General features: G+C 52.8%; 27 protein-coding genes and 1 pseudogene. 3 read left to right on the top strand and 25 right to left on the bottom strand.

Translation table 11 applies throughout. From position 1 onward, the window contains the following. Position 1: 1 nt before the first annotated feature. The 16 genes and pseudogenes from yedF to C6362_RS12190 form a co-directional block, all read right to left on the bottom strand. Complete coding sequence (gene yedF, locus C6362_RS07960; protein ID WP_014016207.1) at positions 2-586, bottom strand: sulfurtransferase-like selenium metabolism protein YedF; 585 nt, start codon at positions 584-586, stop codon at positions 2-4. Between the two features lie 179 nt (positions 587-765). Continuing rightward, positions 766-1,695 (bottom strand): protein translocase subunit SecF, encoded by a 930-nt coding sequence (secF, locus tag C6362_RS07955; protein ID WP_014016206.1) that lies wholly within the window; start codon positions 1,693-1,695, stop codon positions 766-768. After that, the gene (gene secD, locus C6362_RS07950; RefSeq protein ID WP_036205187.1) at positions 1,692-2,927 is read right to left on the bottom strand and encodes a protein translocase subunit SecD; all 1,236 of its coding nucleotides are present in this window, start codon (positions 2,925-2,927) and stop codon (positions 1,692-1,694) included. Before secD ends, secF begins: the two co-directional genes overlap by 4 nt. Positions 2,928-2,977: 50 nt before the next feature. Next, a complete protein-coding gene (locus tag C6362_RS07945) occupies positions 2,978-3,544 on the bottom strand; it encodes a 5-formyltetrahydrofolate cyclo-ligase (RefSeq protein ID WP_014016204.1) in 567 nt (188 codons plus the stop codon). Positions 3,545-3,683: 139 nt separating this feature from the next. Further along, positions 3,684-3,950: pseudogene (yajC, locus tag C6362_RS12195) on the bottom strand (preprotein translocase subunit YajC); the annotation flags it as partial. 45 nt (positions 3,951-3,995) lie between these two features. After that, entirely contained in the window at positions 3,996-5,102 is a 1,107-nt protein-coding gene (gene tgt / locus C6362_RS07935; RefSeq protein WP_014016202.1) for a tRNA guanosine(34) transglycosylase Tgt, read from the bottom strand. Positions 5,103-5,115: 13 nt separating this feature from the next. Next, complete coding sequence (gene queA, locus C6362_RS07930) at positions 5,116-6,135, bottom strand: tRNA preQ1(34) S-adenosylmethionine ribosyltransferase-isomerase QueA (RefSeq protein ID WP_014016201.1); 1,020 nt, start codon at positions 6,133-6,135, stop codon at positions 5,116-5,118. Positions 6,136-6,156: 21 nt separating this feature from the next. After that, complete coding sequence (locus tag C6362_RS07925) at positions 6,157-7,548, bottom strand: SpoIID/LytB domain-containing protein (RefSeq protein ID WP_014016200.1); 1,392 nt, start codon at positions 7,546-7,548, stop codon at positions 6,157-6,159. An 11-nt stretch (positions 7,549-7,559) separates the two neighbouring features. Then, positions 7,560-7,778, bottom strand: a complete 219-nt coding sequence (locus C6362_RS07920; protein ID WP_232501449.1) for a DUF2905 domain-containing protein — start codon at positions 7,776-7,778, stop codon at positions 7,560-7,562. 8 nt (positions 7,779-7,786) lie between these two features. Next, positions 7,787-8,791 carry a Holliday junction branch migration DNA helicase RuvB gene (gene ruvB, locus C6362_RS07915; RefSeq protein WP_014016198.1) on the bottom strand — a complete coding sequence of 335 codons (1,005 nt, stop codon included), beginning with the start codon at positions 8,789-8,791 and terminating at the stop codon, positions 7,787-7,789. 3 nt (positions 8,792-8,794) lie between these two features. Then, the gene (gene ruvA / locus C6362_RS07910) at positions 8,795-9,400 is read right to left on the bottom strand and encodes a Holliday junction branch migration protein RuvA (RefSeq protein WP_014016197.1); all 606 of its coding nucleotides are present in this window, start codon (positions 9,398-9,400) and stop codon (positions 8,795-8,797) included. Then, entirely contained in the window at positions 9,397-9,897 is a 501-nt protein-coding gene (gene ruvC, locus C6362_RS07905) for a crossover junction endodeoxyribonuclease RuvC (protein WP_014016196.1), read from the bottom strand. Before ruvC ends, ruvA begins: the two co-directional genes overlap by 4 nt. Before the next feature lie 121 nt (positions 9,898-10,018). Then, entirely contained in the window at positions 10,019-11,677 is a 1,659-nt protein-coding gene (locus C6362_RS07900; protein WP_014016195.1) for an AAA family ATPase, read from the bottom strand. A 463-nt stretch (positions 11,678-12,140) separates the two neighbouring features. Then, positions 12,141-12,575: a SoxR reducing system RseC family protein gene (locus C6362_RS07895; protein ID WP_014016194.1), complete on the bottom strand. Its 435-nt coding sequence runs from the start codon at positions 12,573-12,575 to the stop codon at positions 12,141-12,143. A 163-nt stretch (positions 12,576-12,738) separates the two neighbouring features. Beyond that, positions 12,739-14,112, bottom strand: a complete 1,374-nt coding sequence (locus C6362_RS07890; RefSeq protein ID WP_014016193.1) for an MATE family efflux transporter — start codon at positions 14,110-14,112, stop codon at positions 12,739-12,741. A gap of 232 nt (positions 14,113-14,344) precedes the next feature. After that, positions 14,345-15,376 (bottom strand): mechanosensitive ion channel family protein, encoded by a 1,032-nt coding sequence (locus C6362_RS12190; protein ID WP_014016192.1) that lies wholly within the window; start codon positions 15,374-15,376, stop codon positions 14,345-14,347. 178 nt (positions 15,377-15,554) lie between these two features. Between C6362_RS12190 and C6362_RS12185 the strand changes: the two genes are divergently transcribed. Both C6362_RS12185 and C6362_RS07875 read left to right on the top strand, forming a co-directional pair. Continuing rightward, complete coding sequence (locus tag C6362_RS12185; RefSeq protein ID WP_014016191.1) at positions 15,555-15,740, top strand: LysR family transcriptional regulator; 186 nt, start codon at positions 15,555-15,557, stop codon at positions 15,738-15,740. A gap of 2 nt (positions 15,741-15,742) precedes the next feature. Continuing rightward, positions 15,743-16,657 carry a LysR family transcriptional regulator gene (locus tag C6362_RS07875; protein ID WP_014016190.1) on the top strand — a complete coding sequence of 305 codons (915 nt, stop codon included), beginning with the start codon at positions 15,743-15,745 and terminating at the stop codon, positions 16,655-16,657. A gap of 4 nt (positions 16,658-16,661) precedes the next feature. Here the strand turns inward: C6362_RS07875 and C6362_RS07870 are convergent, their stop codons facing one another. From C6362_RS07870 to C6362_RS07830, 9 genes are all read right to left on the bottom strand, one after another. Further along, positions 16,662-17,234, bottom strand: a complete 573-nt coding sequence (locus tag C6362_RS07870; RefSeq protein ID WP_014016189.1) for a DapH/DapD/GlmU-related protein — start codon at positions 17,232-17,234, stop codon at positions 16,662-16,664. A gap of 29 nt (positions 17,235-17,263) precedes the next feature. Then, positions 17,264-18,418 (bottom strand): alpha/beta hydrolase, encoded by a 1,155-nt coding sequence (locus tag C6362_RS07865; protein ID WP_014016188.1) that lies wholly within the window; start codon positions 18,416-18,418, stop codon positions 17,264-17,266. Between the two features lie 173 nt (positions 18,419-18,591). After that, positions 18,592-19,218 carry a flavodoxin gene (locus C6362_RS07860; RefSeq protein ID WP_014016187.1) on the bottom strand — a complete coding sequence of 209 codons (627 nt, stop codon included), beginning with the start codon at positions 19,216-19,218 and terminating at the stop codon, positions 18,592-18,594. Between the two features lie 31 nt (positions 19,219-19,249). Further along, positions 19,250-19,702, bottom strand: coding sequence for a carboxymuconolactone decarboxylase family protein (locus tag C6362_RS07855; RefSeq protein ID WP_014016186.1), 453 nt, complete (start codon positions 19,700-19,702; stop codon positions 19,250-19,252). Continuing rightward, positions 19,686-20,105, bottom strand: coding sequence for a cupin domain-containing protein (locus C6362_RS07850; RefSeq protein WP_014016185.1), 420 nt, complete (start codon positions 20,103-20,105; stop codon positions 19,686-19,688). Before C6362_RS07850 ends, C6362_RS07855 begins: the two co-directional genes overlap by 17 nt. After that, entirely contained in the window at positions 20,102-20,308 is a 207-nt protein-coding gene (locus C6362_RS07845) for a hypothetical protein (RefSeq protein ID WP_014016184.1), read from the bottom strand. Before C6362_RS07845 ends, C6362_RS07850 begins: the two co-directional genes overlap by 4 nt. A gap of 142 nt (positions 20,309-20,450) precedes the next feature. Then, positions 20,451-20,948 (bottom strand): flavodoxin, encoded by a 498-nt coding sequence (locus C6362_RS07840; RefSeq protein ID WP_014016183.1) that lies wholly within the window; start codon positions 20,946-20,948, stop codon positions 20,451-20,453. A 536-nt stretch (positions 20,949-21,484) separates the two neighbouring features. Further along, positions 21,485-22,741 carry an RNA-guided endonuclease InsQ/TnpB family protein gene (locus tag C6362_RS07835; protein ID WP_106699292.1) on the bottom strand — a complete coding sequence of 419 codons (1,257 nt, stop codon included), beginning with the start codon at positions 22,739-22,741 and terminating at the stop codon, positions 21,485-21,487. A 690-nt stretch (positions 22,742-23,431) separates the two neighbouring features. After that, the gene (locus C6362_RS07830; protein WP_014016182.1) at positions 23,432-24,601 is read right to left on the bottom strand and encodes an iron-containing alcohol dehydrogenase; all 1,170 of its coding nucleotides are present in this window, start codon (positions 24,599-24,601) and stop codon (positions 23,432-23,434) included. 169 nt (positions 24,602-24,770) lie between these two features. Here C6362_RS07830 and C6362_RS07825 point away from each other — a divergent pair, with 169 nt between their 5' ends. Further along, positions 24,771-25,664 (top strand): LysR family transcriptional regulator, encoded by an 894-nt coding sequence (locus tag C6362_RS07825; RefSeq protein WP_014016181.1) that lies wholly within the window; start codon positions 24,771-24,773, stop codon positions 25,662-25,664. The last annotated feature ends 23 nt before the right edge of the window (positions 25,665-25,687 follow it).

The raw sequence follows: 25,687 nt of genomic DNA, 5'->3' as shown, positions 1-25,687 counted from the left end.
TTTACGGTTTGACGATGCGGTTGGCCGTGCGCATCATTTCGACGATACGGAACATGTTGGTAATGGATCCGACAGCGACCTTTTCGGTCAGGCCATAGTAATTAAGGCAGGCACCGCAGGCGTAGATTTCGACGCCTTTGGCTTCGAGGTTCTTCAAATCTTCCAACGATTCCGAACCTTCCGTTACCAAGGGGACGCCGCCGTTGTAGAAGATAACCTGTTTCGGCAGGACATCCTGTTCTGTCAGGGTATAGATGAAGGTCTTGAGCAGGTTCTTGCCCAGCTGGTCGTCGCCGACACCCATGACGGGCGCATTGATGACGACGGTATAATCGGAGCCCGTCGTAACTGGCGCTTCGTCTGCACCGACATCAGCCCCTTCTTTGACCAGGCGGACCGTGTAGTGCGTATCCGATTCCTGGCTCATCGTATAGGAGCAGTTCATTTCCTGAGATAAATTCTTGAGGTTTTCCGTAGCGATTTCGTTATCGACCGTGATTTCTACGGCATCATGGTCCTTCAAAGCCTTGTGGGCTTCGATGACCGGGAGCGGGCAGGCTTTGCCCAGTGCATTGATCTTAAACATCGTAATTCCTCCTTGTTTTAAGAGTTAGGGGTTCGTGGCTCGTGGCTCGTGGCTCGTGGCTCGTGGCTCGTGGTTCATGGCGGGCCGCCCTTGGGGACGGCCCCTACAATATTAAAACCATCCACTAACTGCTAACCACTTAAAAAGGGCTGTCGTACATGCGACAGCTCCTTTTTATGCTATTCTTCTGTTTCTGCCGGTTCGGTTTCTATGGCTTTCGGGCCGCGTTTATGAGAGGTATGGTTCTTCCATACGACCCACAGGGACGTATCGACGCAGATGGACGAATAGGCCCCGCTGATGAAGCCGATGAGCATGACCAGGGAAAAGTTCTTCGTCGAATCGCCGCCGAAGAAGTGTAAGGCTCCGCAGGCGAAGAGTACCGTCGTCAGCGTATAGATACTGCGATGGATACTCTGGGAGATGCTGTCGTGAGCCAGTTTTTCATAGGAGTCGGTCCGGCGGTGAGTCCGCGTGTTTTCACGGACGCGGTCGAAGATGACGACGGCTTCGTTCATGGAATAGCCGACGACGGTCAGGATGGCCGCCAGGAAAGACGCATCGATTTCCAGGTGGAAAAACGAGAAGAAACCCAGGACCATGATCAAATCGTGCAGGATCGACACTAAGGCCGAAATAGCGATTTTGTATTCAAAGCGGAAGGAAATATACGCAGCCAGGGCGATGAAGGCCACGGCCAGGCTGGTGATGGCGTTTTTCGTGACTTCCGAGCCGATGACGGCGCCGACCGATTCGGTCCGCTTGATTTCAGCGCCGCCCAGGGAATCGCTCAGCTTATCCGAAACGGCTTTGCTTTCGTCACTAGTCAGGTTGCGCATGCGCAGCATGACATCTGTCGACGAGTCCTGGTCAGTGACGCCCGTCAGCTGGATGACCGTATTGCCCAGATCCATATCGGAGTTATCGATGACCTGGCGGACTTCGGAAACGGTGACGGCTTTATGGAACTGCATATCCAAAATCGTACCGCCTGTGTAGTCGATGCCGAAGTTGAAGCCATTGATAAAGATGGAAATCAGGCTGGCAATGACGAGGACAGACGATAAGGTGAACCACCATACGCGATGTTTGACAATATCAAAACTCATTTCTGTCCCCCCTTTTTCAGCATATGTTCAGGCGGCTTGCGGTTCAGGCCATAGAACCAGGGATTGGTGATGAGGCCCGTATTGATGAACCACGTGAGCAGGGACCGGCTGACGACGATGGCCGTGAACATGCTGACGACGATCCCTAAAGCCAGGTTGACGGCAAAGCCCTTGACCGTACCGCTGCCCATGACGATGAGGACGATGGCGGCGATCATGACCGATACGTTGGCATCGAGGATGGTATTGAAGGCCCGGCGGAACCCGGCTTCCATGGACGTTCTCAGACTCTTGCCGATGAGGACTTCCTCCTTGAATCGTTCAAAGATGAGGATGTTGGCATCGACGGCGAAGCCCATGGACAAGATGATACCGGCAATACCCGGCAGGGTCAGTGTCGCATCGAGGTACTTCAGGATGCCCAGCAAAATGAGGACGTAGACCAACAGGGCGATGTTGGCTACGACACCGGACATGCGGTAAATGATGATCAGGAAGATCATGATCAAGATGATGCCGATGGCAAAGGCCTTTTCACTCTTGATCTTGGAGTCGAGGCCCAAGCTCGGGCCGATGGTGCGGACTTCCATGACTTTCAATTTGACAGGCAGGGCACCGGAACGCAGGAGGATGGCCAGGTTCTTGGCATCTTCCAACGTCTGGCTGCCCGTGATGACGGCTTTGCCGCCGGTAATCGGTTCATTGACGACCGGGTTGGTCAGCAATTCACCGTCAAGGTAGATACCGATCTTATGGCCTACGTTGGAAGCCGTCAAATCGGCGAATTTCTTGGCCCCTTCGTCGGTAAATTCAATGGCGACGACGTTCTTATGGCCCTGGTCGATCTGTTCTTTCGCCGTTTTCAGGTCGTTCCCGGTCATACGGGTCGTCCCGCTTTCATCTTTGAACTCCATGACGGCCGTTTTCCCGATTGTCTCGATGGCTTTTTCCGGATTCTTTTCACCGGGCAGCTCGACGATGATACGACGGGCGCCTTCCTTCTGGACAAGCGGTTCGGTCAGGCCCATTTCATTGATACGGCGTTCGACGATGGTGACGGCACGGCTCAAAGAGTCTTCCGTGACCGGTGCGTCCGGCGTATCTTCAGCTTCCAGGACGATATGCGTACCGCCCTGTAAGTCCAGGCCCTGTTTGATGGAGTTGGCAAGCGGATAAATCAAGGTAACAAAGGCGGCCAGGATGATGATGACTGCCCCGAAAAATTTTATCATGTTACGGGTCCGCAACAATACTCCCCCTCTGGGTAATCTTCAATAGTTTTTTATGGATGGATAACGAGATGCTGTTTATCCGTGACGATATCGGTCATGACGATATCATGGGCTTCGACGGGCACGTCCGGGACGAGCTGGACATCCCAGGCCGCGGCAATGGCGGCCGCCCTGCCCTTTCCAGCCAGGAAGCGGTCATAATAAGCCGCTCCATGGCCCAGGCGATGGCCCTTGGCATCGAAGGCCAGGCCGGGCACGAAGATGACATCGAGCTCATCGGCTTCGATGCGCGGGTTGTCCGGCGGTGCCGTCCGGATGCCATAGGCACCGCAGACCGCCTGTTCCAGCGTGTACAGGCGCCGGCCTTCAATGCGCTGCTTATCGACGCAGACCGGGACATAGACTTCCTTGCCGTCAGCCAGGGCCTGCTGGATCAGGCCGTCCAGGCTGACTTCGTCGGGCATATGGAGAAAAGCCATGATACTGCGGGCCTGCTGATACTGCGGCAGGGCCGCCAGGTGGGCGCAGACAGCGGCACTGGCCGCTGCCTTTTCCCCTTCTGTCAGCTGGTGGAGCCGGTCATTCATGGCTTTACGCAATTCTTTTTTACTGAGCATCTTTGCCTTCTGCTTCCTTGGCATCCGATGCCGCTTCGGCTTTGGTTTCAGCCGGAACGTCGGCCTTTGCTTCAGGCGCCTTTTCTTCTGCCTTTTCAGCAGCTTTTTCGGCTTTCTTGGCCGCTTTCTTGCCTTCGCCCTTGCCCAGGACCTGTGCTACGGCAGCGCGGGTGATCTTGATTTCGACTTTGTCAGCAATGCGGACGATGAGGTAATCATCGTGCAGGGAGACGATGTTCCCCATGACACCGCCGACGGTGACGATCTTGGCGCCGGGCTTCAAGCTTTCCAGCATTTCCTGGCGTTTCTTCTGTTGTTTCTTCTGCGGACGCCATAAGAGAAAGTAGAAAATGACGACCATGAGGATAATGGGCCAAAAGGCATTGAGCTGTTCCATAATATCCATGTCTTTACACCTCCGTGAAATAAAAAATAGTCTATATGCAAGCGCTTACGCGTCTTGATAACGTTTCCAGAAATCCTTGCGAAATTCGCGGAACGTGCCGTCAAAGATGGACTGGCGCATATCCCGCATGAACTGCAGCAGAAAGTACAGGTTGTGGATGCTGACCAGGCGGTATGCCAGGAGTTCTTCGGCCTTGAAGAGATGGCGGATATAGGCCCGCGAATAATTGCGGCACGTATAGCACTGGCAGCCTTCTTCGATGGGATGGAAATCGTGGGCATACTTGGCGTTGCGCACGGTCAGGCGGCCCGTATGGGTCATGGCCATGCCGTTGCGGGCAACGCGCGTCGGGAAGACGCAGTCGAACATATCGACGCCGCGGGCGACGCCTTCGAGCAGGCAATCCGGCGTGCCGACGCCCATGAGGTAGCGGGCCTTGTGCTTCGGCAGGTACGGTGTCGTATGCTCTAATATATCATACATTATATCCTTAGATTCGCCAACACTCAAGCCGCCGATGCCATAGCCGTCGAAATCCATGTCGACCAGGTCCTGGCAGCTCTGCTTGCGCAAATCTTTGTACATGCCGCCCTGGACGATGCCGAACAGGCCCTGCGTATCGCTGTGGTGATGGTCCAGGCAGCGGGCGGCCCAACGGCTCGTCCGTTCCGTCGACATCTGCGTATATTCATAGTCCGACGGGTAGGGGATACATTCGTCGAAAGCCATGGCGATGTCCGAATCGAGAGCCATCTGGATATCCATGGACACTTCTGGCGACAGGAATTTCTTCGACCCGTCCAAATGGGACCGGAAGGTAACACCTTCTTCGGTGATCTTACGCATCTGGCCCAGGCTGAAGACCTGGAAACCGCCGCTGTCGGTCAGGATAGCCTGTTTCCAGTTCATGAATTTATGAAGTCCCCCGGCTTCCTGGACCAAGTCGTGGCCAGGCCGCAGGAACAGGTGATACGTATTGCTGAGAATGACCTGAGCGCCCATATCGTAAAGTTCTTCCGGCGTCAGCGTCTTGACCGTCGCCTGCGTGCCGACAGGCATGAACATGGGCGTCTTGAAGGTGCCGTGCGGCGTGCGCAGAATCCCGGCGCGGGCGCCGTCACATTCGGCCTGCTGTTCGTAGGTAATGACCATAGATTTTCCTCCCTTAGTGAATGAACATGGCATCGCCGAAACTGAAGAAACGGTATTTTTCCTGGACGGCGATTTCATAAGCTTTCAAGATTTTTTCCCGCGTCGACAAGGCGCTGATGAGCATGAGCAGCGTCGATTCGGGAAGATGGAAATTCGTGACCAAGGCGTCGACGATGTGGAAGGTAAAGCCCGGATAGATGAAGATATTCGTCCAGCCCGATCCTGCCTGCAAGGTCCCCGTCGTGCCAGCGCTTTCCAAAGTGCGGATGCTGGTCGTGCCGACGGCGATGACCCGGCGGCCTTCGGCTTTGGCCTTGTTGATGGTGGCAGCGGCTTCCGGCGTGATGCTGTAGAATTCACTGTGCATCTGATGGTCTTCGATGTTTTCTTCTTCTACCGGCCGGAAGGTCCCCAGGCCGACGTGGAGGGTGACGAAGACTTCTTCTACGCCTTTATCGCGAATCTTTTGGAGCAGTTCTTCCGTAAAATGCAGGCCTGCCGTCGGCGCCGCAGCGGAGCCGCGTTCGTTGGCATAAACCGTCTGGTATTCATCAGGGTCTTCCATCTTTTCGTGGATATACGGCGGAAGCGGCATTTCACCGATCTTGTCGATGATGGCGTCGAAATCGCCTTCATAGGCGAACTTGATGATGCGGCCGCCAAAATCGGTCCGGTCTTCGACAGTGCCTGTCAGGCCTTCCGGAAATTCGATGACCGTCCCGGGCAGGGCCTTCTTGCCCGGTTTGACCAGGACTTCCCAGCGGTCGTCGCCGACGGGCGTCAACAGCAGGACTTCGACTTTCCCACCCGTCGGCGTCCGCTTGCCATGGAGGCGGGCCGGGATGACGCGGGAATCGTTGAAGACCAGGACGTCGCCTTCGTGCAGTTCGTCGACGAGGTCATAGAAATACTTGTGTTCGACGGCGCCGGTCTGGCGGTCATAGAGCATGAGGCGGGCGTGGTCCCTCGGTTCTGCCGGATGCTGGGCAATGAGTTCTTTCGGTAAATCGTAGTAAAAATCTGTTAGTTTCAAAATAATCTTCCTCTTTTTGGCTTAATATAATTTTTCAATCTTCGTCCCCGTATAATAGTGGGTCAGGATATGGCGGTAATAATTCTTTTCGTTGGCATGTTCCTTGGCCATCTGATAGGCCCCGTACTGGCTCATGCCCAGGCCGTGGCCCCAGCCGAAGCCGTAGATAGTCACGGGCTGGCCGGCTTTGATGATGAAATCGCTTTTGCGCACAGCGGCGCCGGCATCGGGATCCGGTGCCGTGCCGCGGCCGCTGTAGAAATCAAAGAGCGTGCTGCGCAGGCCAAAGATGGACTGGAAGGCCGAGCCCTTGACAGTGACATTACCATTCGTGCCCTTGACGATCATTTCCTGGACACGGCCGGACACGCCGCGGTCCGTCATGGACATGGGCCGCTTCATGAGCGGCGACAGTTCGATGGACTTGATGCGCCCGACGCCCTTGCCGGCGGCGCTCAGTTTAGCCGCCATCTGTTCCGGCGTCGTCGTCACCGACCAGCGATACCCCGGCATGGCATCGCTGGCATCGCGGACACCGCGCAGATAAGGCACGTAGGAACCCCAGACATTTTCACTGTCTTCGGTCCAGCCGCCGGCAGTGGAACAGAAGAAGGCGTCGATGGGCTTGCCCTGATAGGTCAGGATTTCCCCTTTCGTATCGTTGACAGCCTTGATGATCGACGGCGATTCGCCGTTGATGCCGGCATAGACCTGGCTCGATGTATCATCCGTCAAGTCGAAACCGCGCTGGCTGAAGCGGTTCTTATGGGCAATGGCATAAGTCCGGGCCGCGACGGCCTGGGCCTTGAGGGCCTCTTCGCTCCAAGACGGCGACATTTCCTTGCCGACGACGCCGTAGAGATACTGTTCTACCGGTACGACGTTGACGACGGTCAGGCCCCAGCGGCCAGGAGATTTCATCATTTCCAGGGCGCCGCGGTAGGCATAGCCGTCGGTAATCTCAACGGACCCGCCTTGGACCAGGGACCGGACCTGGACGGGCACGGTGCTGATATCGCCATTGACAGTCAGGTTCGTCCCGGACAGGGCAATAGTGACAGGTACGTTAGCAGCGGCTTTCTTCCAGAGCATGTCGCCGCGGTAGACGCCCAGCCCCTGCGGCCCGGTGACGGCCACCCGGCCCCGTCCTTCGCGGATGCCGATGCGCAGAGTCGCGCTGTCCTGGACGGCCTGCTTATGCGTATATGCGGCTTGTTTCGGCGTATACACGGGCTTTTTATGGGTAGACGCTGCCGGCTTAGCCGTATGAGCCGTTGCCTTCTGGGCATATCGTACGGGTGGATGTCGATGTACTGTTTTTTTCGCTTTCGGTGACGAAGCCAGCGCACTCGTCGTCAGCAAGGCGCACAGAGCCGTAATGGTCACGATGCGGAGCCAGCTTTTTTTATTCATAAAAATCCTCCTCACAGGCGAAAGAAGAGATTGAGGACAATTGTAAGGACTGCACTGATGAGGATGCAGGTCACGATGGGGAAATGAAAAGATGTATTCCCTCTGGTAAAGAAAATATCACCGGGCAGATGGCCTAGGAAGTTCCCCAGTCCCAGCGAATCGCCGACCATCCAGAGCAAACCGGCGACAATGAAGAAGACGCCCATGAGGATGAGTAATTTCGCCATCATATCCCCTCCTATCCTTCTGATGGCACGGGCAGGCCCAGATGACGGTAGGCGGCATCGGTGACGACGCGGCCCCGGGGCGTGCGGTTCAGGAAGCCCTGCTGCATCAAAAAGGGTTCATATACGTCTTCGACGGCATCGACGGATTCGCTGATAGCGGCGGCAATCGTATCGAGGCCGACGGGGCCGCCGCCGAATTTATCGATGATGACCTGCAGGACCCGGCGGTCCGTCCGGTCGAGGCCGCACGAATCGACTTCCAGCCGGTTCAGGGCATCGTTGGCCAAGGACGCCGTAATCGTCCCGGCTTCGGCAACCTGGGCGAAGTCGCGGACGCGCTTCAAGAGGCGGTTGGCAATACGCGGCGTCCCCCGCGAGCGGCGGGCGATTTCCAGGGCGCCGTCGTCGTCGATGGCCATGTCGAGGATATCGGCCGTCCGCTTGATGATGAGGACCAGGTCCTCAGGCTTATAGAATTCCAGACGACAGATGACGCCGAAGCGGTCGCGCAGAGGCGGTGCCAGGCGGCCGACCTGGGTCGTCGCTCCGACCAGGGTGAACGGCGGCAGATCGATGCGCACCGACCGGGCGCTGGGGCCCTTGCCGATGACGATATCCAAAGCATAGTCCTCCATGGCCGCATAGAGGACTTCTTCGACACTGTGCGACAGGCGGTGGATTTCGTCGATGAACAACAGGTCCCGTTCCTGGAGATTGGTCAGGAGGGCAGCCAGGTCGCCAGGCCGCTCGATGGCCGGGCCCGACGTGATGCGCAGGTTGACCCCCAGTTCGTTGGCGATGATGCCGGCCATAGTCGTCTTGCCCAGGCCCGGCGGCCCGTACAAGAGGACGTGGTCCAGTGCTTCTTTGCGCAGTTTCGCCGCCTTGATGAAGACTTCCAGATTATCTTTGACCTTATCCTGGCCAATATATTCCCGTAAATAATGAGGACGCAGGCTGTACTGCCAGGAATCGCCCGGCAGGTCTGTCGTCTCGATGATGCGATTTTCTTCCATGGCTTACCTCCCGCTCCCCAAGGCCTTCAGCGTCTCTTTCAGCAGCTGTTCCACTGTCGTGCAGCCGGCCAGGTGCGATTCGGCGACGGGCAGGACTTCCTGTTCGCTGTAGCCGAGACTGGTCAGGGCCGCCAGGGTTTCCGCCAGGATACCCGACAAGCCTGCCGAAGACGAACCGCCCTCAACAGCTGCCGCTTCTCCGCCGGCGACGGGGCCGATTTTATCCTGTAATTCCAGAACGATGCGTTCGGCCGTCTTCTTGCCGATACCGGGCATCTTGGTCAAACCTTTGATGTCCTTCTGATGGACGGCCAGGCGGAAACTGTCGGCCGTGCCGGCACTGAGGATGCCCAGGGCCACTTTCGGGCCGACGCCGTTGACGCCGATGAGGAGCATGAACAAATCGTATTCATCCTGCGTAGCAAAGCCGTATAAGACGATGGCGTCTTCGCGGACGCTCATGTACGTATAGAGCATGGCTTCCTGACCGACACAGAGCGTGTCCAGTGTCGAAGCCGGTGCATAAGCCCGGTAGCCGACACCGTGGACGTCGATGAAGCAGGAATTGACGAAGAGGTGGCTGATCACGCCTTTCAGATATCCGATCATAACTGCACCTTCCTTTTCAGACTCATAGAATGACTGGAATAAATCGCGTAAATGGCCATGGCCAGGCCGTCGGCCGCATCGTCGGGCTTGATTTTCTGGCGGATGCCGAGGAGACGCATGGTCATGTCGATGACCTGGTCCTTCGTCGCCCGGCCATAACCGGTGACGCCCTGCTTGACCTGGAGCGGCGAAAATTCCAGGATAGGGATGCCCGCCTGCTGGGCCGTCAAGAGGATGATGCCCCGCGCCTGGCCGACGGTGATGGCCGTCGTGACGTTGCGGTTGAAAAAGAGCTGCTCGACGCCGATGACGTCGGGCTTATATTTACGATAGAGTTCATTGAGGCCGTCGAAGAGCATGACCAGCCGTTCTGCATCGGTATGGTCCGGTGTCGTCTGGATAGTCCCATAGGTCACGGGCTTCAAGCGGCTGCCGTCGGCATCGATGACGCCAAAGCCGCAGATAGCCGTCCCCGGGTCGATTCCCATTGCCCGCATCTTCTCTGCCTCCCTTTATACCTTACATAATAGAAATAAATAGACTAATGTTCATTATACCATGAAAGAGGCTGTTGCACAAAGATTTTCCCCTTTGTCTCCAGCCTCTTTGACTCAAAATTTACACTAAGACGACTCGTTTCCCGTAAAAAGCGATACCGTATTTCAAGACTTTCGTAACGCCCCGGGCCTTGAAATCGGTTTCATAGCCTTTTTCATCAATCTGACGGCGGGCTTCCTGCGCTTTTTTCAGCAGTTCGTCCGAAGAACCTGCCGCTTTAAATTCCAAAATGACGCCGCATTGTCCTTCATGAGTTGGATAAATTGCCAAGTCATATCGCCCTAAGCCGCTTTCCCGGTTCGATTTGACTTCATATTCCGGAACCAGGAGCGTCGTCATCCCTAATAACAAGCCATGATAAAAACTTTCCCGGTTGGCCGTATCATACACACTGGCCACTTTCATCAGGATATCCTGTAAACCTTTGGTAAAGGCAGTACCATTCCCCGCCATGAGGCTTTCCATGGTTGTCATTAGATATGATGTCGTCCTACCCGGACTCAGGCGGCTCAGGATTTCATTGCGGTAAATGCTGCGGACTTCCCGATTGGGAATGGCCAGGACGTACACCCAGGTGTCGATGACCAACCGGCGGGACACGATTTTCAAATACCCTGCCAGCACGAGAATCGTATATAACGCATCGGGATTATCCGTAACTTCCGGATAAATCGTATTTTCCGTAAGGACGGCTGTTACGCACTCTCCCTGGATAAGGCGCAGTAAGTTGTCTTCCTGGACCGAATCAGTCTGTTTCAACAATTCCCCCAGCAGGACATTGCCTGACGTATGACCCCAATAAGGCTGCGGCTGGCCTTGTGCCTTGAAAAAGCACAAGACCGACCAGGGATTATAGATTTCCTGGCTGCCAAAACAATAGCCATCATACCAGTCACGCAGGACAGGCAGGGCCTTGTCCTGCTGCTGCGCACGGGCCAGGACCCGTACTTCTTCGGGCGTGAAACCGATCCAATCGGCATAGGTCCCGTTGATGACACTGCTGACTTCCAGATTATTCAAGCCGCTGAAAATACTTTCCTTGGCAATCCGCAGGACGCCTGTCACCACAGCAAAATCCAAAGACGGATTCGTCTTCAGGGCAGGGTTGAGGAAATTCCGCATGAAAGCCATGCATTCATCATAAAAACCGTGCTCCCAGGCCTGCTGGACCGGGATGTCGTACTCATCCAACAAGAGGACTACCGGCTGCTGATGATAACGCTTCATCATGTCCATCAAGCGGCGCAAGGCCTCTTCCATCTCGACAGGTGATGCCAGCCCGTCATGGATGCGCTGAAAATACCGCCGTTCAGCTCGTGAAAAGCCAGGGACTTCCATGAGATAAGCGTATTGGTCATATAAATCACTGAGGAGAAATCGGAATTTTTCCACCATATCCGACCAAGTCCGGTGCCTGACATCCTTCAGGGACAGGAAAAGGACAGGCCGCTTCCCCTGCTCCGCCATATACCGTTCGCCAGCCCTTTCAATAGCCAGGCCGCGAAAGAGCTTCCGGTAATCCTGTTCCAGGTCAGCGGCAAAAAAATAATAGAACATGGACAAGAACAGCGTCTTGCCAAAACGGCGCGGCCGCGTCAGCAGCAGCACTTCCCCATGATTATCGAGGAAATCCCGTATAGCCAGGGTCTTGTCGACAAAATAATAATTTCCCTCACGGACTTTGGCAAAATCGTCAATACCAATCGGCAGGCCTTGCATAGCCGCTCCCCCTTTCCAAATGTAAAAAAATTCCCTTATATTATATCTATAGTATAGGGGAATTGCCGGACAAAAGAAAGGCTCAGTCTGCGGCCTGCGTCTCCAATTCACTGTCTCAGATGGATACTAGCGGTTGTTTCTCCGATGGCGATGCTTCTCACGGTAGCGCTGTACCCGTTCGCGCGTCTGTTCCCGTCGCTTCTCGTCGCGTTGGTTAAGCCATTCATGCTATTGAGACAAAAGTTATAGCGGGTCATAAACAGCAAGTAATTACATTTAAAAGTTCGATAATTAGCTTATGATTTGCCGTTTATAAACAAAAAAACGCCGATAGTTATTACACTATCGACATCTTTCGTCTACATCTCTTCACTATGCAGTTATGACTTCACAATGCAAAAAGTCCAGAATGTTTTCCAATGTTTAACCAATAATATCGTGAATTAGGATTTCATTCCAAAGTTTAAGTTCTGTTCTCTTCCTTCTCTTCTTCCTCATCGACGATGACGCTGAGGATGTTGGCTTTGGTATCAATTATACGGCTCAGGGAGCGGTCATACTTCCGCACAGCCAGGGCCGAGACGATGAGTCCGGCAATGCCGCCGACGATAGCTCCGGCGCTGTGGCCGACGAGGAGATAGCCTAAGAGCGCTACGACGAGGAGCATGACTACGGGCAGGATGAAGCAGACAAAGGCACCGGAAATGAGGTGCGAGTCATCGACTTCATAGCGGACGTGGTCGCCTTCGGCAGCACCGATGGAATTATAAGCCAGGAGTTTGACGTGATCCGCTGCGGCGCAGACGCTGCAGGCTACATAGAGCGAATCGCGGCTGACCCGTACTTTCGCCAAGCCATTTTCCTTTATTTCTTCGACAAAACCTTCACCAAAACGCATATCCTATGCCCCCTTTCAAACCGGTAATCAATAATAATTATTCGTTACGTTAATTATAGCATAGTGGATGTTACTAATCAAGTGTAGGCTGATTGCATCTCATCACTTGAGGAGTTAGCAGTTAGTGGCTCGTAGCTAGGGGCTAGGGGGTAGAGGCTAGCGGCTACCGCTCACTCAGCAGGCCCCGTACGATGTGTTTGCGGCAGGACTGGTAGACGAAGGTCAGGACGATGGCCGTGACCAGCCAGCTGGCCGGGTAGGCCGCCATGAGGACCAGGAAGTCGCGGTGAGCCGCAAATACGGTGTACAGCCAGGTGATGCGGACGCCGCAGATGCCGGCCAGGACGACAACAGCCGGCGGCAGGGAATAGCCATAGCCGCGCAGGGAGCCGGAAATGATGTCGATGATGCCGTTGAGATATAAGGTCCCGGCGACGTAAAAGAGGCGTTTCGTCCCCAAGGCGACGACGTTCGGGTCGCCGTTGAACAGGCGGATGAGTTCTGGCGAAAAAAAGAGAACCGGCACGGTGACGGCTAGGAGAAAGGCCGCTTCAACGCCGAAGGCGACTTTCGTAATGCGGAAACAGCGGCGCAAGTTGCGGGCGCCATAGTTCTGGCCGACGAAAGTCGTCGTGGCCTGGCTGAAACCGTTGACGAAGCAGTAGATATTGCCTTCGATGATGAAAGCCGCAGCCGACGCCGCCATGGCTTCTGTCCCCAGGCTGTTGAGGGCCGACTGGATGAGGACGTTGGACAGGGCAAAGACCATGCCCTGGATACCGGCGGGCAGGCCAATATGGATGATATGGTGCAATTCTTCCTGGGAAAAGCGCATGTGGTGGCGTTCCAGGCGGATGCGGTCCGTCGTCCGGCACAGCAGGGCCAGGAGGATGAGCGAGTTGACGGCAAAGGCAAGGACCGTCGCCCAGACGACACCGGCCAGGCCAAAATCGAAGACCAGTACCGACAACAGGTCGAAGACGATATTGACCAGATTGGCGGCAATCAGGCTGTATAACGGCGTCTTGCCGTCGCCGCAGCTGCGGAAGATGGCCGCTTCAAAGTTATACAGCGACAAAAACGGCAGGCCCAGCAGGAAAATGCGCAGATACTGTTCGGCCATGTCATAGACGTCTGGCGGCACTTCCAGGACCCAGAAGGCCGGATAGACGATGAGTTCGCCAATGATGGCCAGCAAAACGCCCAAGCCGAAGGACATCAAAATCGCCGTCTGGACCGTCCGTTCCACTTTATCATCGCGGCGGGCGCCGAGATACTGGGCGATAGTGACATTGGCCCCCAGGGAAATCCCCATGAGCAGGGTCACCAGGATGCCGATGACAGGCATATTATTGCCGACAGCGGCCATGGCGCTCTTGCCGACGAAGCGGCCCAAGATAAAGACATCGGCACTATTAAAAAGCTGTTCAAACAAACCCATAAGCCCGATAGGCATGGCAAAGAAGAACAGCTTATCAGCAATAGAACCGTGCAGCATATCCATGCCGCGGCGGCCCTTGTTTTGTTTACGTTCCATAATCTGATTACCTCGTTCTTTTGTAGTATTCTCCTTCTCAGTATAACACATAAAAAGGCGCTGTCGCATGAAGACAGCGCCTTTTTGAGTTTGAAGTTTGAAGTTGAAAGTTTGATGTGGATGGAACAAAATTTAAAAGCCATCGCTTCAAACATCATACATCAAACCTCAAACATTAAAGAGAAAGAGACCTCGTATGATGGCAGAAACCGTCATACCAGAGTCCCCCTGCTCAGTCATGGCGGATGAGGAGCTGGATATTTTCTTTCTTATAGGTCGTATAAATCCGTTTGATGAACTGATGTTTGAGGACGGCTTCGTCGACGATGTTGCGGATACGCAGGACGACTTTGAAGGAAATGCCGTATTCCCCCATCTGGTCATAGCGGACGAGGGGCTCGAAGCCGGTGACGCCGTATTCGCTGTGATCCAGGATATGGCGGGCCACGCCGAGGGTGACGTCTTCGACGTGCTGCAAGTCGTTGTCATAAGTAATGGTCAAGGGAATGGAAATGGTACATTCTGCCAAAGGCTGTTCATAGTTGGTCAGCGTCGCCGTGGCGATGCTCTTGTTGGGGACGATGACCATGTTCCCCGTCGCCGTGCGGATGGTCGTATTGCGCCAGTTCATGTCGACGACACGGCCCGCTTCCCCACTGGCCAGCCGGATGTAATCGCCCATGTGTACCTGTTTCGATACGAGGGTCGTAATGCCAGAAAAGAGGTTGGCCAGCGTATCCTGCAAGGCCAGGGCCGATGCCAGGCCGCCGGCGCCGAGGGCCGTCAGGAGCGGCGAAATGGAGATACCGTAGGAACTGAGGATGAAGAGGACGCCCATCAGATAGACGCACAAATCGACGACCGTCGTCAAGATAGACGTCGTCGCCGCCTTATCGCCGCTCTTGGATAATTTATCTTTCAAGAAAGACGAGACCGTGTGGGCGCAGAAGAAAGTCACCGTAATGATGACGACACTGTGATAATGATAGGACAAGATATGCTGGACGAAATCGGGCAGATTGAGGATATCCTTGGTCAGACGGATTCCCAGGAGGATGCCCAGCAGGGTCGGCATGAAGCGGAAGACATTGCGCCAGCTGTCCCGCGGGACTTTCGTCACGCGGCTCAATACCTCGATGACGCCCCGGAAGACGCCGTGCAGGATGGCGATGCCGATGATGATAAATAAAATAAAGGCCAGGAAATGCACGTGCGGCCCGCCGTGTTCCAGCTCATAAGTAAACGTATTGACAATGTAATCCATAAAAAAATCCTCCCCCGAAGAAACAAATCAGAAAGTACGATTTATTATACTCCGGAGAAGGACAAACAACAACTCAAGAACGGTTACAGTTCCATGTCATTTATGATATGACACCTTTATTGTAAGGCCCTTCCAAAAGGCGTATACTAAAGAAAAATCAGCCTATAGGAGTGACATCATGGAAATACGGACCCTGCAATACTTCCTGGCCGTCGCCAGGGAACAGAATATGACCGGTGCGGCGAATATAGCCGTCACCGTCTCATGTCTCGCAGCCTGGAAAAAACACCAGCTCCTGTCGCCGACGTGCGAAGCCTTTTTGAAAGGCCTGAAAGAAGAGATTCATCTACCAGGAAAGGATTGATAATGATGTTAGATTTACGGGTACTCAATTATTTTCTCACCGTCGCCCGAGAAGAAAGCATTACCCACGCAGCCGAAGCCCTGCACTTGTCCCAGCCGACACTGTCACGGCAGTTGCGTGACATGGAAGAGATGCTGGGAAAAGAACTGATGATCCGCGGCCCCCGTCGCATTACGCTCACCGAGGAAGGCCTATTCCTGAAAAAGCGGGCTGAAGAAATCCTGTCTTTAGCCAGCCATACGGAACAGGAACTGCGCAGTGACGATACGGAACTAAACGGAAACATCCGCATCGGTTCGGCTGAATCCGACAGTGTCCGCTTCATCATGCAGACTGCCCATAAACTGCAAAGCCACTACAAGAACCTCCATTTCCACGTTACCAGTGGCGATGGACAGGCCATCATGGAAGCCCTCGACAAAGGACTCATCGACATCGCCGTCGTCTACGGTCATGTCGATACGGAAAAATATGAGGTCCTGCCCTGCCCATACACCGATCACTGGGGCCTTCTTTTGCAGCGCAGCCACCCGCTGGCAGCCAGGGAGGCAATCCGGCCACAAGATTTATGGTCGGAAAATCTCATCCTGTCCCAGCAGGTATTGCAAGCCAACAGCCATGGCAATAAATTGCAGACATGGATAAAAAAGCCCTTTGCCGAATTGAACATCCAGGCAACCTACAATCTGGCCTATAATGCATCCCTCATGGTCCGCGAAGGGCTGGGGTCCTGCATCATGTTGGAAAAAATCATCAACGTGCCACCCTATGACCCGGCGCTCTGCTTCCGCCTCTTGGACCCGGTGTTGGAGGATACCCTGTTCATCGTATGGAAACGATTCCAATTATTCTCCAAAGGGACCCAGCAATTCATCCATCTCTTGAAGGAAGAGGCAGAAAAAATACGCCAGCTATAAAACCTCACTGTTCAATGTTTTTGATAAAGCGAGCCGGTACGCCGCCGACGACAGTATACGGTGGGACGTCCCGGTTCACGACGGCACCGGCTGCGACGATGGCATAACGACCGACAGTGACCCCAGCTGTTATGGTCGCATTAGCCCCAATCCAGACGCCTTCATGCAGGACGATCCGGCCCGGCATGAGCTCACTCCGTTTATCCGGGGCTGGATGATGATTGAGCGTAGCTAGGACAACATTATGTCCAATGAGGACATTATCGCCGATGAAAATACCTCCCTGGTCCTGGAACTTGCAGCCGCTATTGAAGAAGACATTCTTGCCAAGATGGATATTCTTGCCAAAATCCGTATAAAACGGTGGAAAGAAGGCAAATGTATCATCGACAGGACGGCCGATGAGCCGTGAAAAAAGTTGGCGCAGTACTTCCGGTTCATGGTACTGTGTATTGATTTCCATGAGAATCTTCTGCGCCTGCCGGCTGTAAAAGCGCATGGTTTCAATTTCGTCTGCTGTCGTACCGATGACCGGCTCCCGGCTCCATCGTTTCAAGGCTTGCGACAAAGATAACATATGAAGGATCCTTTCTAAGGTGCTTACTTTTATTTCAAGGCATCGTCAAAAAATTGGACCAAATCGGCAAAAGGAATCTTATCCATCTGATCATATAAATCGGTATGCGTAGCCCCGGGAACAACGATTTCCCGTTTCGGAGCCTTTAATTTAGCATACGCCGCATCGGCAAAGTATTTCGAGTGAGCTTTCTCACCGGTAATGAGCAGGACCGGACGCGGGCTGATTTCATCAATGTGTTCCATGAGAGAGAAGTTGAAGAATCCATACGGCGTTGTCGAATCCCAGGCCAGTGTATTGGAGTTGATGGACCGCGGATGATATGCCCGCCCTACGTAATAATCATAAAATCCTTTCACTACACTATTTGCATCGGCTGGCAGTTTGTCTGGAAACATCGTATCATGAGAAATGATATGTCCCTGCGCATCCAGTTCATGCGAGCCCGGGATAGCCTGCCCTTCTTTGGCTTCTTTGTCCCGCATAACAGCCAAATGTTCCTTCACTTTTTCCCGCTGTTCCGGCGTATAGTAATCTCCTTGATAGTGATTGCGGATACTGTCGGACATATCATACATCGCTGAAGTTGCGACGGCTTTGATGCGCGTGTCATTGGCAGCAGCCGTCAGGGCCATACCGGACAGACCACAGATGCCAATAGCCCCTACTTTATCGGGATTGACGAATTTCAAATTACTGATGAAATCGACAGCAGCACTATAATCTTCTACAAAGATATCAGGCGAAGCCATATTACGGCGCGTGCCCCCGCTTTCTCCAGTCATGGACGGATCAAAGGCGACAGCAACATATCCGTGTTTTGCCATTTCCTGAGCATATAAGCCGGAAGATTGTTCTTTGACAGCGCCGAAAGGCCCCGAAACGACGACGGCCTTATATTGCTTCTGGGCATCGAAATTTTTCGGCAAATAAAGGTGGCCAGCGATGTCGAAACCATAACGGTTCTGAAAGCGGACATTCTTCGCTTCAATCTTGGGGTCAACCTTGAATACCCGTGTATCATTCGTTAATTCGCTGATGGAAGACTGTTTCATCTGCGATCTCGCCTGCAAAACCGCTGCCGGTGTCGCCGCATATGCGGCACCCGTGCCGAATCCAGAAAAGGGAAAGGTACTCACCCATAAAGCAGCCGCTATTAATAAGGCTTTCTGATGTTTTTTCATGTTACATTCTCCTTTTTCAACACTTTTGAAACTCTCTATTGCTTGATTACAGTATACTTTGCTATCTATTGAATAACAAATACCTATGAACTTTGTTAATCAATGCTTTTTTGCTATGATTATTTAAATAAAAAAGAAGGCTGCCTTATTCAGACAACCTCCTTCTTTTTCTATCAGCGATTCAGGCTCTGAACCCACTGCTGAACCGTACTTTCCGACACATTGGACGGGAAACGCTTGCCTTCCAGCCAGCTGCCCGTGCCAGCCATCTGTTGCAGCTGTCTGCCGCTGTCGCCGAGGCCCGAACTGGCCGACGTGGCAAAGGGGATGACCGTCTTGCCACTGAAGTCATTGTGCTTGACAAAAGTATCTACCGGCCAGGCAGCGATGCCCCACCAAATAGGATACCCGATAAAGACCGTATCATAGCCTTCCCAGTTGTCGGCCTTATCCTTGACCAAGGGAATGTCGCGCAGGCTGGCATCATCGTGTTCGCGATAGACGCGGCTGTCCCGATTATTATAGTCCAGGTCCGCTTCCGTATAGTCCTGGACCGGTTTCAGTTCCATGACGTCGCCGTTGGTCGCTTTAGCGATATAATTGGCGACGTTCTTCGTATGGCCGCCAGCCGAATAATAGACGACCAACGTCTTGCCATTGCCCTTGGCCGGAGCCTGGGCCGCCGTATCCGTCTTTTTCGATGTGTTTGAAGACGTATCTGCACTGTTTGTATTTCCACAGGCAGCTAGGCCCAGGACCATGAGGCTGCTCAAGGCAAGCGTTAAAATTTTCTTCATCATTTAACTCAGATCCTTTCTCAAAAATTACACTTTATTTAATATTTTCACTATATACTTCTTTGGCATAGCCAAAGGCAGCCCAGGCTTTGGGCCAGCCGCTGTAAAAGGCGAGCTGCGTAATGATTTCGGCCATTTCGTCCTTAGTGACGCCATTTTTCCTGGCTGTTTCCATATGATATTTCAAAGAACTGTCAGTAATGCCCTGGGCGATGAGGGCCGACACGGTGACGATGCTCCGTTCTTTGAGGGGCAGGACATCGTTCTTGCTCCACACTTCACCAAAGAGGATGTCGTCATTATAACGGGCAAAATCGGGGGCAAAGTTTCCCAGCTGCTGCCGCCCTGCGGTCTGGACAATTTTAACGGCTTTTTTCGGCTGATTATCAGTTGTATTCATGGCAAATGCATCTCCTGTTCCCAAAAATCCTATCCCGGCCAGGGCGATGAGCCCGGCTGCTAACAACGGCTTACGGAAGAGCTTCATAATCAGCCTCCTTGACGGCTTCACACCATTCCGTACTCGTATCGGTCCCGTCGACTTCGATGGCCAGATGCTGGAAGGCACTGTCCTTGGCGGCACCGTGCCAATGCTTGACGTTGGCCGGGATGTGGACGACGTCGCCGGCATGGAGCGCCTGGGCCGGTTCGCCCCATTCCTGATACCAGCCGCGGCCGGCCGTGACCAGGAGCATCTGGCCGCCGCCTTTTGTAGCATGATGGATGTGCCAGTGATTGCGGCAGCCCGCTTCAAAAGTCACATTGCCGACGACGACCTGCTTCAGTGAGATCATATTGAGATAGCTCGTACCGTCGAAATACTGGGCGTAATCGACATTTTCCCCGCCGATGGCAAAGGGACCGTTCTTTTTGATTTCTTCTAAATTCATGACTTTCCTCTTTTCACCTGATAAATCAAATAATCAAGACAATCGAGCTGGCGCTGGCCGTCATGTATGCGGCGGAGCAGTTCTTTCCGATGCTGCCGCAGGCGGCAAAGCTGTTCACTGCCGCTGCCCGCTGCTGCATAGTCGTCAATGAAGCCTTCCGAGCAGCCCGCATCGACCAGGTTCTGCCGTACTTTTTCATCCATGGCATCTACCTCCTGAGACCTTGTTTTCTTTACACTCTTATCTTACCAAGGTTTCTGTGAAATGTGAAATGCCTATAATTTAGTTTCAGGAATACGTACGGCAAATATTAAAAGCCTAGTTTTTCATAGTACCTGCTTTCTCCTATAAACACTGCTTCACTTCCTCAATCCAATCATCGATGTCCTGTGCAGCTGTCACCAACTTACTGCCGCCGGTCGAATCGAACTGTACCGCCAGCGACGGACCGAAAGACGCGCCCCGGCAGGCCTTTTCCATATCTTTCAGCGTATGGCCGGGCCAGCCGCCGTGGGTCTGGAAAAGGATGACCTGCTTGCCGCTGAAATCATGATCCGCAAAAAAAGACTTGACCGCCGGCGCCATCGTATACCACCAAGTAGGCGTACCTACGGCAATGACGTCATAATCCGCCGGATCATACGGCAGGGCCTTGATTTCCGGCATGAAGCCGCTGTTCACTTCCCGCTGGCCCTGAGCCACGACATCGTCATATCTGCCTTCATAGGGATGAAGCGTTTCAATTCGTTCCATGTCAGTGCCGGCAACCCGCTGCAGCTGAGCTGCAATCTTCGCGGTATTCCCATTGCTCCAACTATAATAAACAATCAGCATCTTCTTCATCGTCATGCTCCTTCATTCCGAAAACCAAAAGCCTTAATTCTTTACAGTTTCATTGTAACAATCGATAAATGAAATGTGAAATGCTTATAGAATAGAGCTGGATATTCTATTTATGTATTTCATGGGGAGTAGGCGCCTGCGGCGCCGCAGTCCGCAGTTGGCCGTTCGCAGTCCGTGGCTGGCGAACGTTCATCGTAGTTCGTTCATCGTAGTTCGTTCATCGTCCGTCGAAAATTCTCACAAATATAAGAAAAGCGATGTCTCCCGTACGGCAAATTATTAAAAGTTTTAAACATCACGACAAACGACGTACAAAAAGGTGCCTGTATGATGGTAAAAACCTTTAATTGATGAGTTTATTGTTGAAGGAAAAACGTTACGATGATGCGACGAAAGCTACGGAAGATGCAGAATTCCAAGAAAAATTGTTTAAGGAATACAGAATTTGAACCTCTCCCGCTTATAGAAGCGGGAGATTCTTGAGAAGTTTGATACATGGACTAACGCCTGACAACCTATCCCAAAGGAGTTAGCTGTCAGGATATCCTTATTCTCAAAGGGCTGTCCAAAAGCCCCTTACACAGTCCCTCGAAATCGAAGTTCTGCTTACTTTTACGGAGTATGTTGTATGCTCCATTCACATCCGCGTTGGCCATCCTGCCATCGGCGAACTGGTACAAGCCACGGTGGATACGCTTCCCACTAAACGTGCCAGTATACGGCTGTTCAGGATTATAGACAGGAATATCGTCCAAATCCAAGCCACTTGCTTGAGAAGTGTAAGATTCTTCCTGTTCGATATATCGCATACCGTAACGCTCGCAAAGTCCTTCCAGTGTTTCACGCAGATTACCGAAACTGATTTGCGTAAACTGCTGGTTGGTTATCCTACCCAGGTCGATACTACGTTTAAAGTCACCGTTATAACCGCAGACGATGGTTCCGATATGGTGTTCGATACAGTAGTTGATGATATAGCGGGCAATCTTGCGGAGGTAGTCCTGTGTCCGATTGTTACGTTTTCTTGCTAAGGCATAGAGCCTGTGCGTTTTCTTCTGTCCTTGTTTGTCGGCAATCCCCTGATAGTAGGCTTTCTGCTTGTTCCAATACTGGTTGATTGATTTAAGTTTACGCCCGTCCATAATGAACGCCGTCCCGGTGTTGGTCACGCAAGTTGCCAGATTTTCAAGACCGATGTCGATAGCAAGGACATTGTCCGGTGAAACGTCTTGAGGTTCTTTCTCCTGAAGATAGCAATACTGGATTTTGAAGTATCTGCCATTATATACGGGGCAGATACGGACTTCCTTGATAGTTTTTTCTTTCAGTCTTGCAGGGAAAGGGATTTTGATTGGCTTACGGCCATGCCGTTTAGAAAATCCCCGACTCATGGGAATCGTCAAGAATCCATCTTTTACGTTTATGGCGTTCGTGGAAAGAATCAGGTTGAACATGCCGCCTTTTTCCCGATAGTGAGGCATTTTGATGTCCTTGAAGCGATATTCTCCTGATTTTGCCTTTTTTATGAGATTGAAGAATGACTTGAAACTGCGGTCAGCCACCTTCAATATCTGCTGAGACACGCCAGCCTGCAACAGACCGTAGTTTTCGTTTTCCTTGCAGACATGGTAATTTTCTTCGTATTTCAAGAACTTCTTCGCTTGGAAATAGTATTGCCTGATGTTGTAGAGAGCCACGTTGTAGAGGTTATTGCTGTATTGGCACATCTCCCGCAGCATGGCATAGTCTTCTTTGGAAAGATTTCTGATGACATTTGATTGAGTAAGATACACATTTTTCACCTCCTTTTTTATTATATGATTATTATGTGGGAAATAGTGATGATTTTCAAGATGAGTTACAGCGTTTTTGTGCTTTTTACGGGCATTGAACCCACTCAAGCACCGCCATTCATCCCCCACCTAAGAGGTGGGAGTCTTCTGGCGGGAAAAGATAAATAGGAGCCACGACATGATGTGACCCCCAATCGTTAGATGTTAGGTCTAACAATTGGGGGTCAGCTCAAAAAGTTTAATCTATTTTTAATGACATTTCTCGGACTCAGATGGATGCTGCGCATCCTGAAATTCCGGATTGCATTACGACCGTGTGCCACATGTCATAAATTCCGGCTATGCCCAGGATTCACGCGGGCGCCCGGTTATGGGCGCCCCTACGGCCGTATAATTATTTAATATCGCCTGTATGCGATTTCGTAGGGGATTGCGCTTGGCAATCCCGCCCAGAATAATGGCATCGTCACGGAATTTATGACGGACTGCGCATGGTCGTAATATAATCCTGAGTCTAAAGGCGCGCAGCGCCATCTGAGTCCGAGGCGATGCGTCAGCGAACCCGTTTCGCCAACGATGAACGATGAACGATTCCGCAATTTCCGGACTACGGACGGCCACAGGCACGTCTTGGATATTTACTTTTTTCACTATGATGCAGCAGTTAGACGTAAAACACGTTCCCTTCCCTTACATGGCCTGCCGGAAGATATCCCTGATTTCGTCTTTGGTCAGGACTCGATAGCCGCCGTCGAGGATCAGCGTGCCGTTTACAAGGTCATCGAGCATGTCTTCTGTCGCACCGAGTTCTTTGATGTGGAGCACGAGGCCGAGTTCCTGCATCCAGGTCTTCATGCGTTCCAGGCCGGCTGCGGCGATTTCTTCATCGCTCATGCCGTCGGCATCGACATTCCATACGGCTTTGGCGAAGCGGACGAATTTCGGCAGACCGTCTTTCATGATGAAGCGGTAATACGGCAGGGACACGGCAGAGAGCGTCATGCCGTGCGTGGCATTCGTGCAGGCACCGACGGCCTGGCCCAGCATGTGGACCATCCAGTCCGTCGATTTCCCCTTGGCGATGAGCGTGTTCAGAGCCCAGGTGGCGTCCCACATCAGATTGGAGCGTGCTTCGTAATCCGTCGGATCGACGACGGCTTTGCGGCTGGCTTCGATGACATTGCGCATGAGGCCTTCGGCCAGATAGTCGCTGGTATTGTCGTCTTCACCGGAAAAATACTGTTCGCAGATGTGATTGAAGATGTCATAGATGCCAGCAATCATCTGATATTTCGGCAGGGTCATGGTGTAGACCGGATTCATGATGGAAAAACGGGGCATGACGCTTTCGTCAGCAAAGACATGGCCAATCTTCAGTTTCTTTTCCGGATAGGTAATGACGGAACCGGCGTTCATTTCAGAGCCCGTGCCGACCATGGTCAGGACATCGCCGACAGGGACGATGTCACAGCTCGGTTCTTCGAAGCGGATGAAATATTTATCCCACGGATCTTCGTCGCAATGTACGGAGACGGCCAGGGCCTTGGCATAGTCGATGACGGAACCGCCGCCGACGGCGAGGATGAGGTCCACACCGTGCTTTCTTGCGATGTCGATGCCTTCGCGCAGCTTATGGATTGTCGGATTGGGCATGACGCCGGCGATTTCCGCTACGTCCTTGCCTTCGTCCTGCAGGATTTTGACGACGTCATCATAAATCCCGTTCTTCTTGATCGAGCCGCCGCCGTAGACCAGGACGATTTTCTTACCGTATTTCTGCAGTTCGCCGTGGAGGTTTTCCAGTGCATCTTTGCCAAAATAGAGTTTCGTCGGATTGCAGTATGTGAAATTCCCTAACATGAGTCTTCTTCATCCTTTCTGTAAATACCAGAATCAATTCATTTCATGCTCTTATCTTACCAAAAAAAGTATGAAATGTAAAATGCTTATAAATTAGTATTGGATATGTATTTTTTTTATTGCAGATGCGACGAAAGAGATTTACAATAAGGAAAAAGGAGGAATCATTATGGAATTACGTACGCTGCATTACTTCTTGGCTGTCGCCAGAGAAGAAAATATGACCGAAGCTGCCAACGTCCTGCACGTCACGCAGCCGACGCTGTCGCGGCAGATGGCCGATCTCGAAGCAGAATTAGGCAAAAAGCTCTTCACTCGCACGAACCGCAGCACGGTCCTGACCGAAGAAGGGGTCCACCTGCGTCAGCGAGCCGAAGAAATCCTCTCCCTCGTCGACCAGACGGAAGAAGAAATCCGCGACGACAATACGGACCTTTCCGGCAACATCCGCATCGGCGCCGGCATTACGCACCTGATTCATTACCTGACGGAGACCTTCGCCGAGCTGCGCCGGGACAATCCGCGCCTGACCATCGAACTCTGGACGGGCAATGCCGATACGATTCAGGAAAAACTGGAACACGGGCTTCTTGATTTTGCGCTCTTCATAGAGCCTTTCCACGCCGAAAAGTATGAATACCTGCGCCTGCCGGGAAAAAATAAGTTAGGCGTCGTTACCAGTGCCCATGGTCCCTGGGCAGATGCAGGCAAGGTGACACCGGAAATGATTACACAGATGCCACTCATGGTTTCGTCACGGCACACGAATCGTTCTTTCGATTTGGTTGCTTGGTCACAAGGCAAGGTCACGCCTGAAAAGCTAACCATTGTCGGCACCATGGACCTCTCCTGCAACGTCAATGTCTTAGTCCGGCAAGGAATCACCAATCTTCTCTGCCTCGATAAATTGGAACACCAGCAAAGTCCGGACTTCGTCTTCCTGCCTCTGGACCCTCCCTTTGAAGTCTCGTCTCTCGTCGCCTGGAAGAAATACCGCCTCCTCTCCCGCTCGTGCGAAGCCTTTCTGGAGGCTCTGCGGGCGCGAGTGGGCGAAGAGCAGTAGGCACCTGTTGGCTCCGTCAAGTG

Source organism: Megasphaera elsdenii DSM 20460, from assembly GCF_003010495.1.
Taxonomy (GTDB): Bacteria; Bacillota; Negativicutes; order Veillonellales; family Megasphaeraceae; genus Megasphaera; species Megasphaera elsdenii.
This window is presented reverse-complemented; position numbering and strand designations above follow the sequence as displayed.

Bases quoted from the DNA above. Each gene is read 5' to 3' on its own strand.
- C6362_RS07825 (WP_014016181.1), top strand. From the start codon at position 24,771: ATGGAATTACGTACGCTGCATTACTTCTTGGCTGTCGCCAGAGAAGAA.
- C6362_RS07890 (WP_014016193.1), bottom strand. From the start codon at position 14,112: ATGGAACGTAAACAAAACAAGGGCCGCCGCGGCATGGATATGCTGCAC.
- C6362_RS07855 (WP_014016186.1), bottom strand. From the start codon at position 19,702: ATGAAGCTCTTCCGTAAGCCGTTGTTAGCAGCCGGGCTCATCGCCCTG.
- secF (WP_014016206.1), bottom strand. From the start codon at position 1,695: ATGAGTTTTGATATTGTCAAACATCGCGTATGGTGGTTCACCTTATCG.
- C6362_RS12190 (WP_014016192.1), bottom strand. From the start codon at position 15,376: ATGGATTACATTGTCAATACGTTTACTTATGAGCTGGAACACGGCGGG.
- C6362_RS07945 (WP_014016204.1), bottom strand. From the start codon at position 3,544: ATGCTCAGTAAAAAAGAATTGCGTAAAGCCATGAATGACCGGCTCCAC.
- C6362_RS07850 (WP_014016185.1), bottom strand. From the start codon at position 20,105: ATGAATTTAGAAGAAATCAAAAAGAACGGTCCCTTTGCCATCGGCGGG.
- C6362_RS12185 (WP_014016191.1), top strand. From the start codon at position 15,555: ATGGAAATACGGACCCTGCAATACTTCCTGGCCGTCGCCAGGGAACAG.
- C6362_RS07920 (WP_232501449.1), bottom strand. From the start codon at position 7,778: ATGATGGCGAAATTACTCATCCTCATGGGCGTCTTCTTCATTGTCGCC.
- tgt (WP_014016202.1), bottom strand. From the start codon at position 5,102: ATGGTCATTACCTACGAACAGCAGGCCGAATGTGACGGCGCCCGCGCC.
- C6362_RS07900 (WP_014016195.1), bottom strand. From the start codon at position 11,677: ATGCAAGGCCTGCCGATTGGTATTGACGATTTTGCCAAAGTCCGTGAG.
- ruvB (WP_014016198.1), bottom strand. From the start codon at position 8,791: ATGGAAGAAAATCGCATCATCGAGACGACAGACCTGCCGGGCGATTCC.
- secD (WP_036205187.1), bottom strand. From the start codon at position 2,927: ATGATAAAATTTTTCGGGGCAGTCATCATCATCCTGGCCGCCTTTGTT.
- yedF (WP_014016207.1), bottom strand. From the start codon at position 586: ATGTTTAAGATCAATGCACTGGGCAAAGCCTGCCCGCTCCCGGTCATC.
- C6362_RS07875 (WP_014016190.1), top strand. From the start codon at position 15,743: ATGATGTTAGATTTACGGGTACTCAATTATTTTCTCACCGTCGCCCGA.
- C6362_RS07840 (WP_014016183.1), bottom strand. From the start codon at position 20,948: ATGAAGAAGATGCTGATTGTTTATTATAGTTGGAGCAATGGGAATACC.
- C6362_RS07865 (WP_014016188.1), bottom strand. From the start codon at position 18,418: ATGAAAAAACATCAGAAAGCCTTATTAATAGCGGCTGCTTTATGGGTG.
- C6362_RS07860 (WP_014016187.1), bottom strand. From the start codon at position 19,218: ATGATGAAGAAAATTTTAACGCTTGCCTTGAGCAGCCTCATGGTCCTG.
- C6362_RS07925 (WP_014016200.1), bottom strand. From the start codon at position 7,548: ATGAATAAAAAAAGCTGGCTCCGCATCGTGACCATTACGGCTCTGTGC.
- ruvC (WP_014016196.1), bottom strand. From the start codon at position 9,897: ATGCGGGCAATGGGAATCGACCCGGGGACGGCTATCTGCGGCTTTGGC.
- C6362_RS07845 (WP_014016184.1), bottom strand. From the start codon at position 20,308: ATGGATGAAAAAGTACGGCAGAACCTGGTCGATGCGGGCTGCTCGGAA.
- C6362_RS07870 (WP_014016189.1), bottom strand. From the start codon at position 17,234: ATGTTATCTTTGTCGCAAGCCTTGAAACGATGGAGCCGGGAGCCGGTC.
- C6362_RS07895 (WP_014016194.1), bottom strand. From the start codon at position 12,575: ATGCGTTTTGGTGAAGGTTTTGTCGAAGAAATAAAGGAAAATGGCTTG.
- C6362_RS07830 (WP_014016182.1), bottom strand. From the start codon at position 24,601: ATGTTAGGGAATTTCACATACTGCAATCCGACGAAACTCTATTTTGGC.
- ruvA (WP_014016197.1), bottom strand. From the start codon at position 9,400: ATGATCGGATATCTGAAAGGCGTGATCAGCCACCTCTTCGTCAATTCC.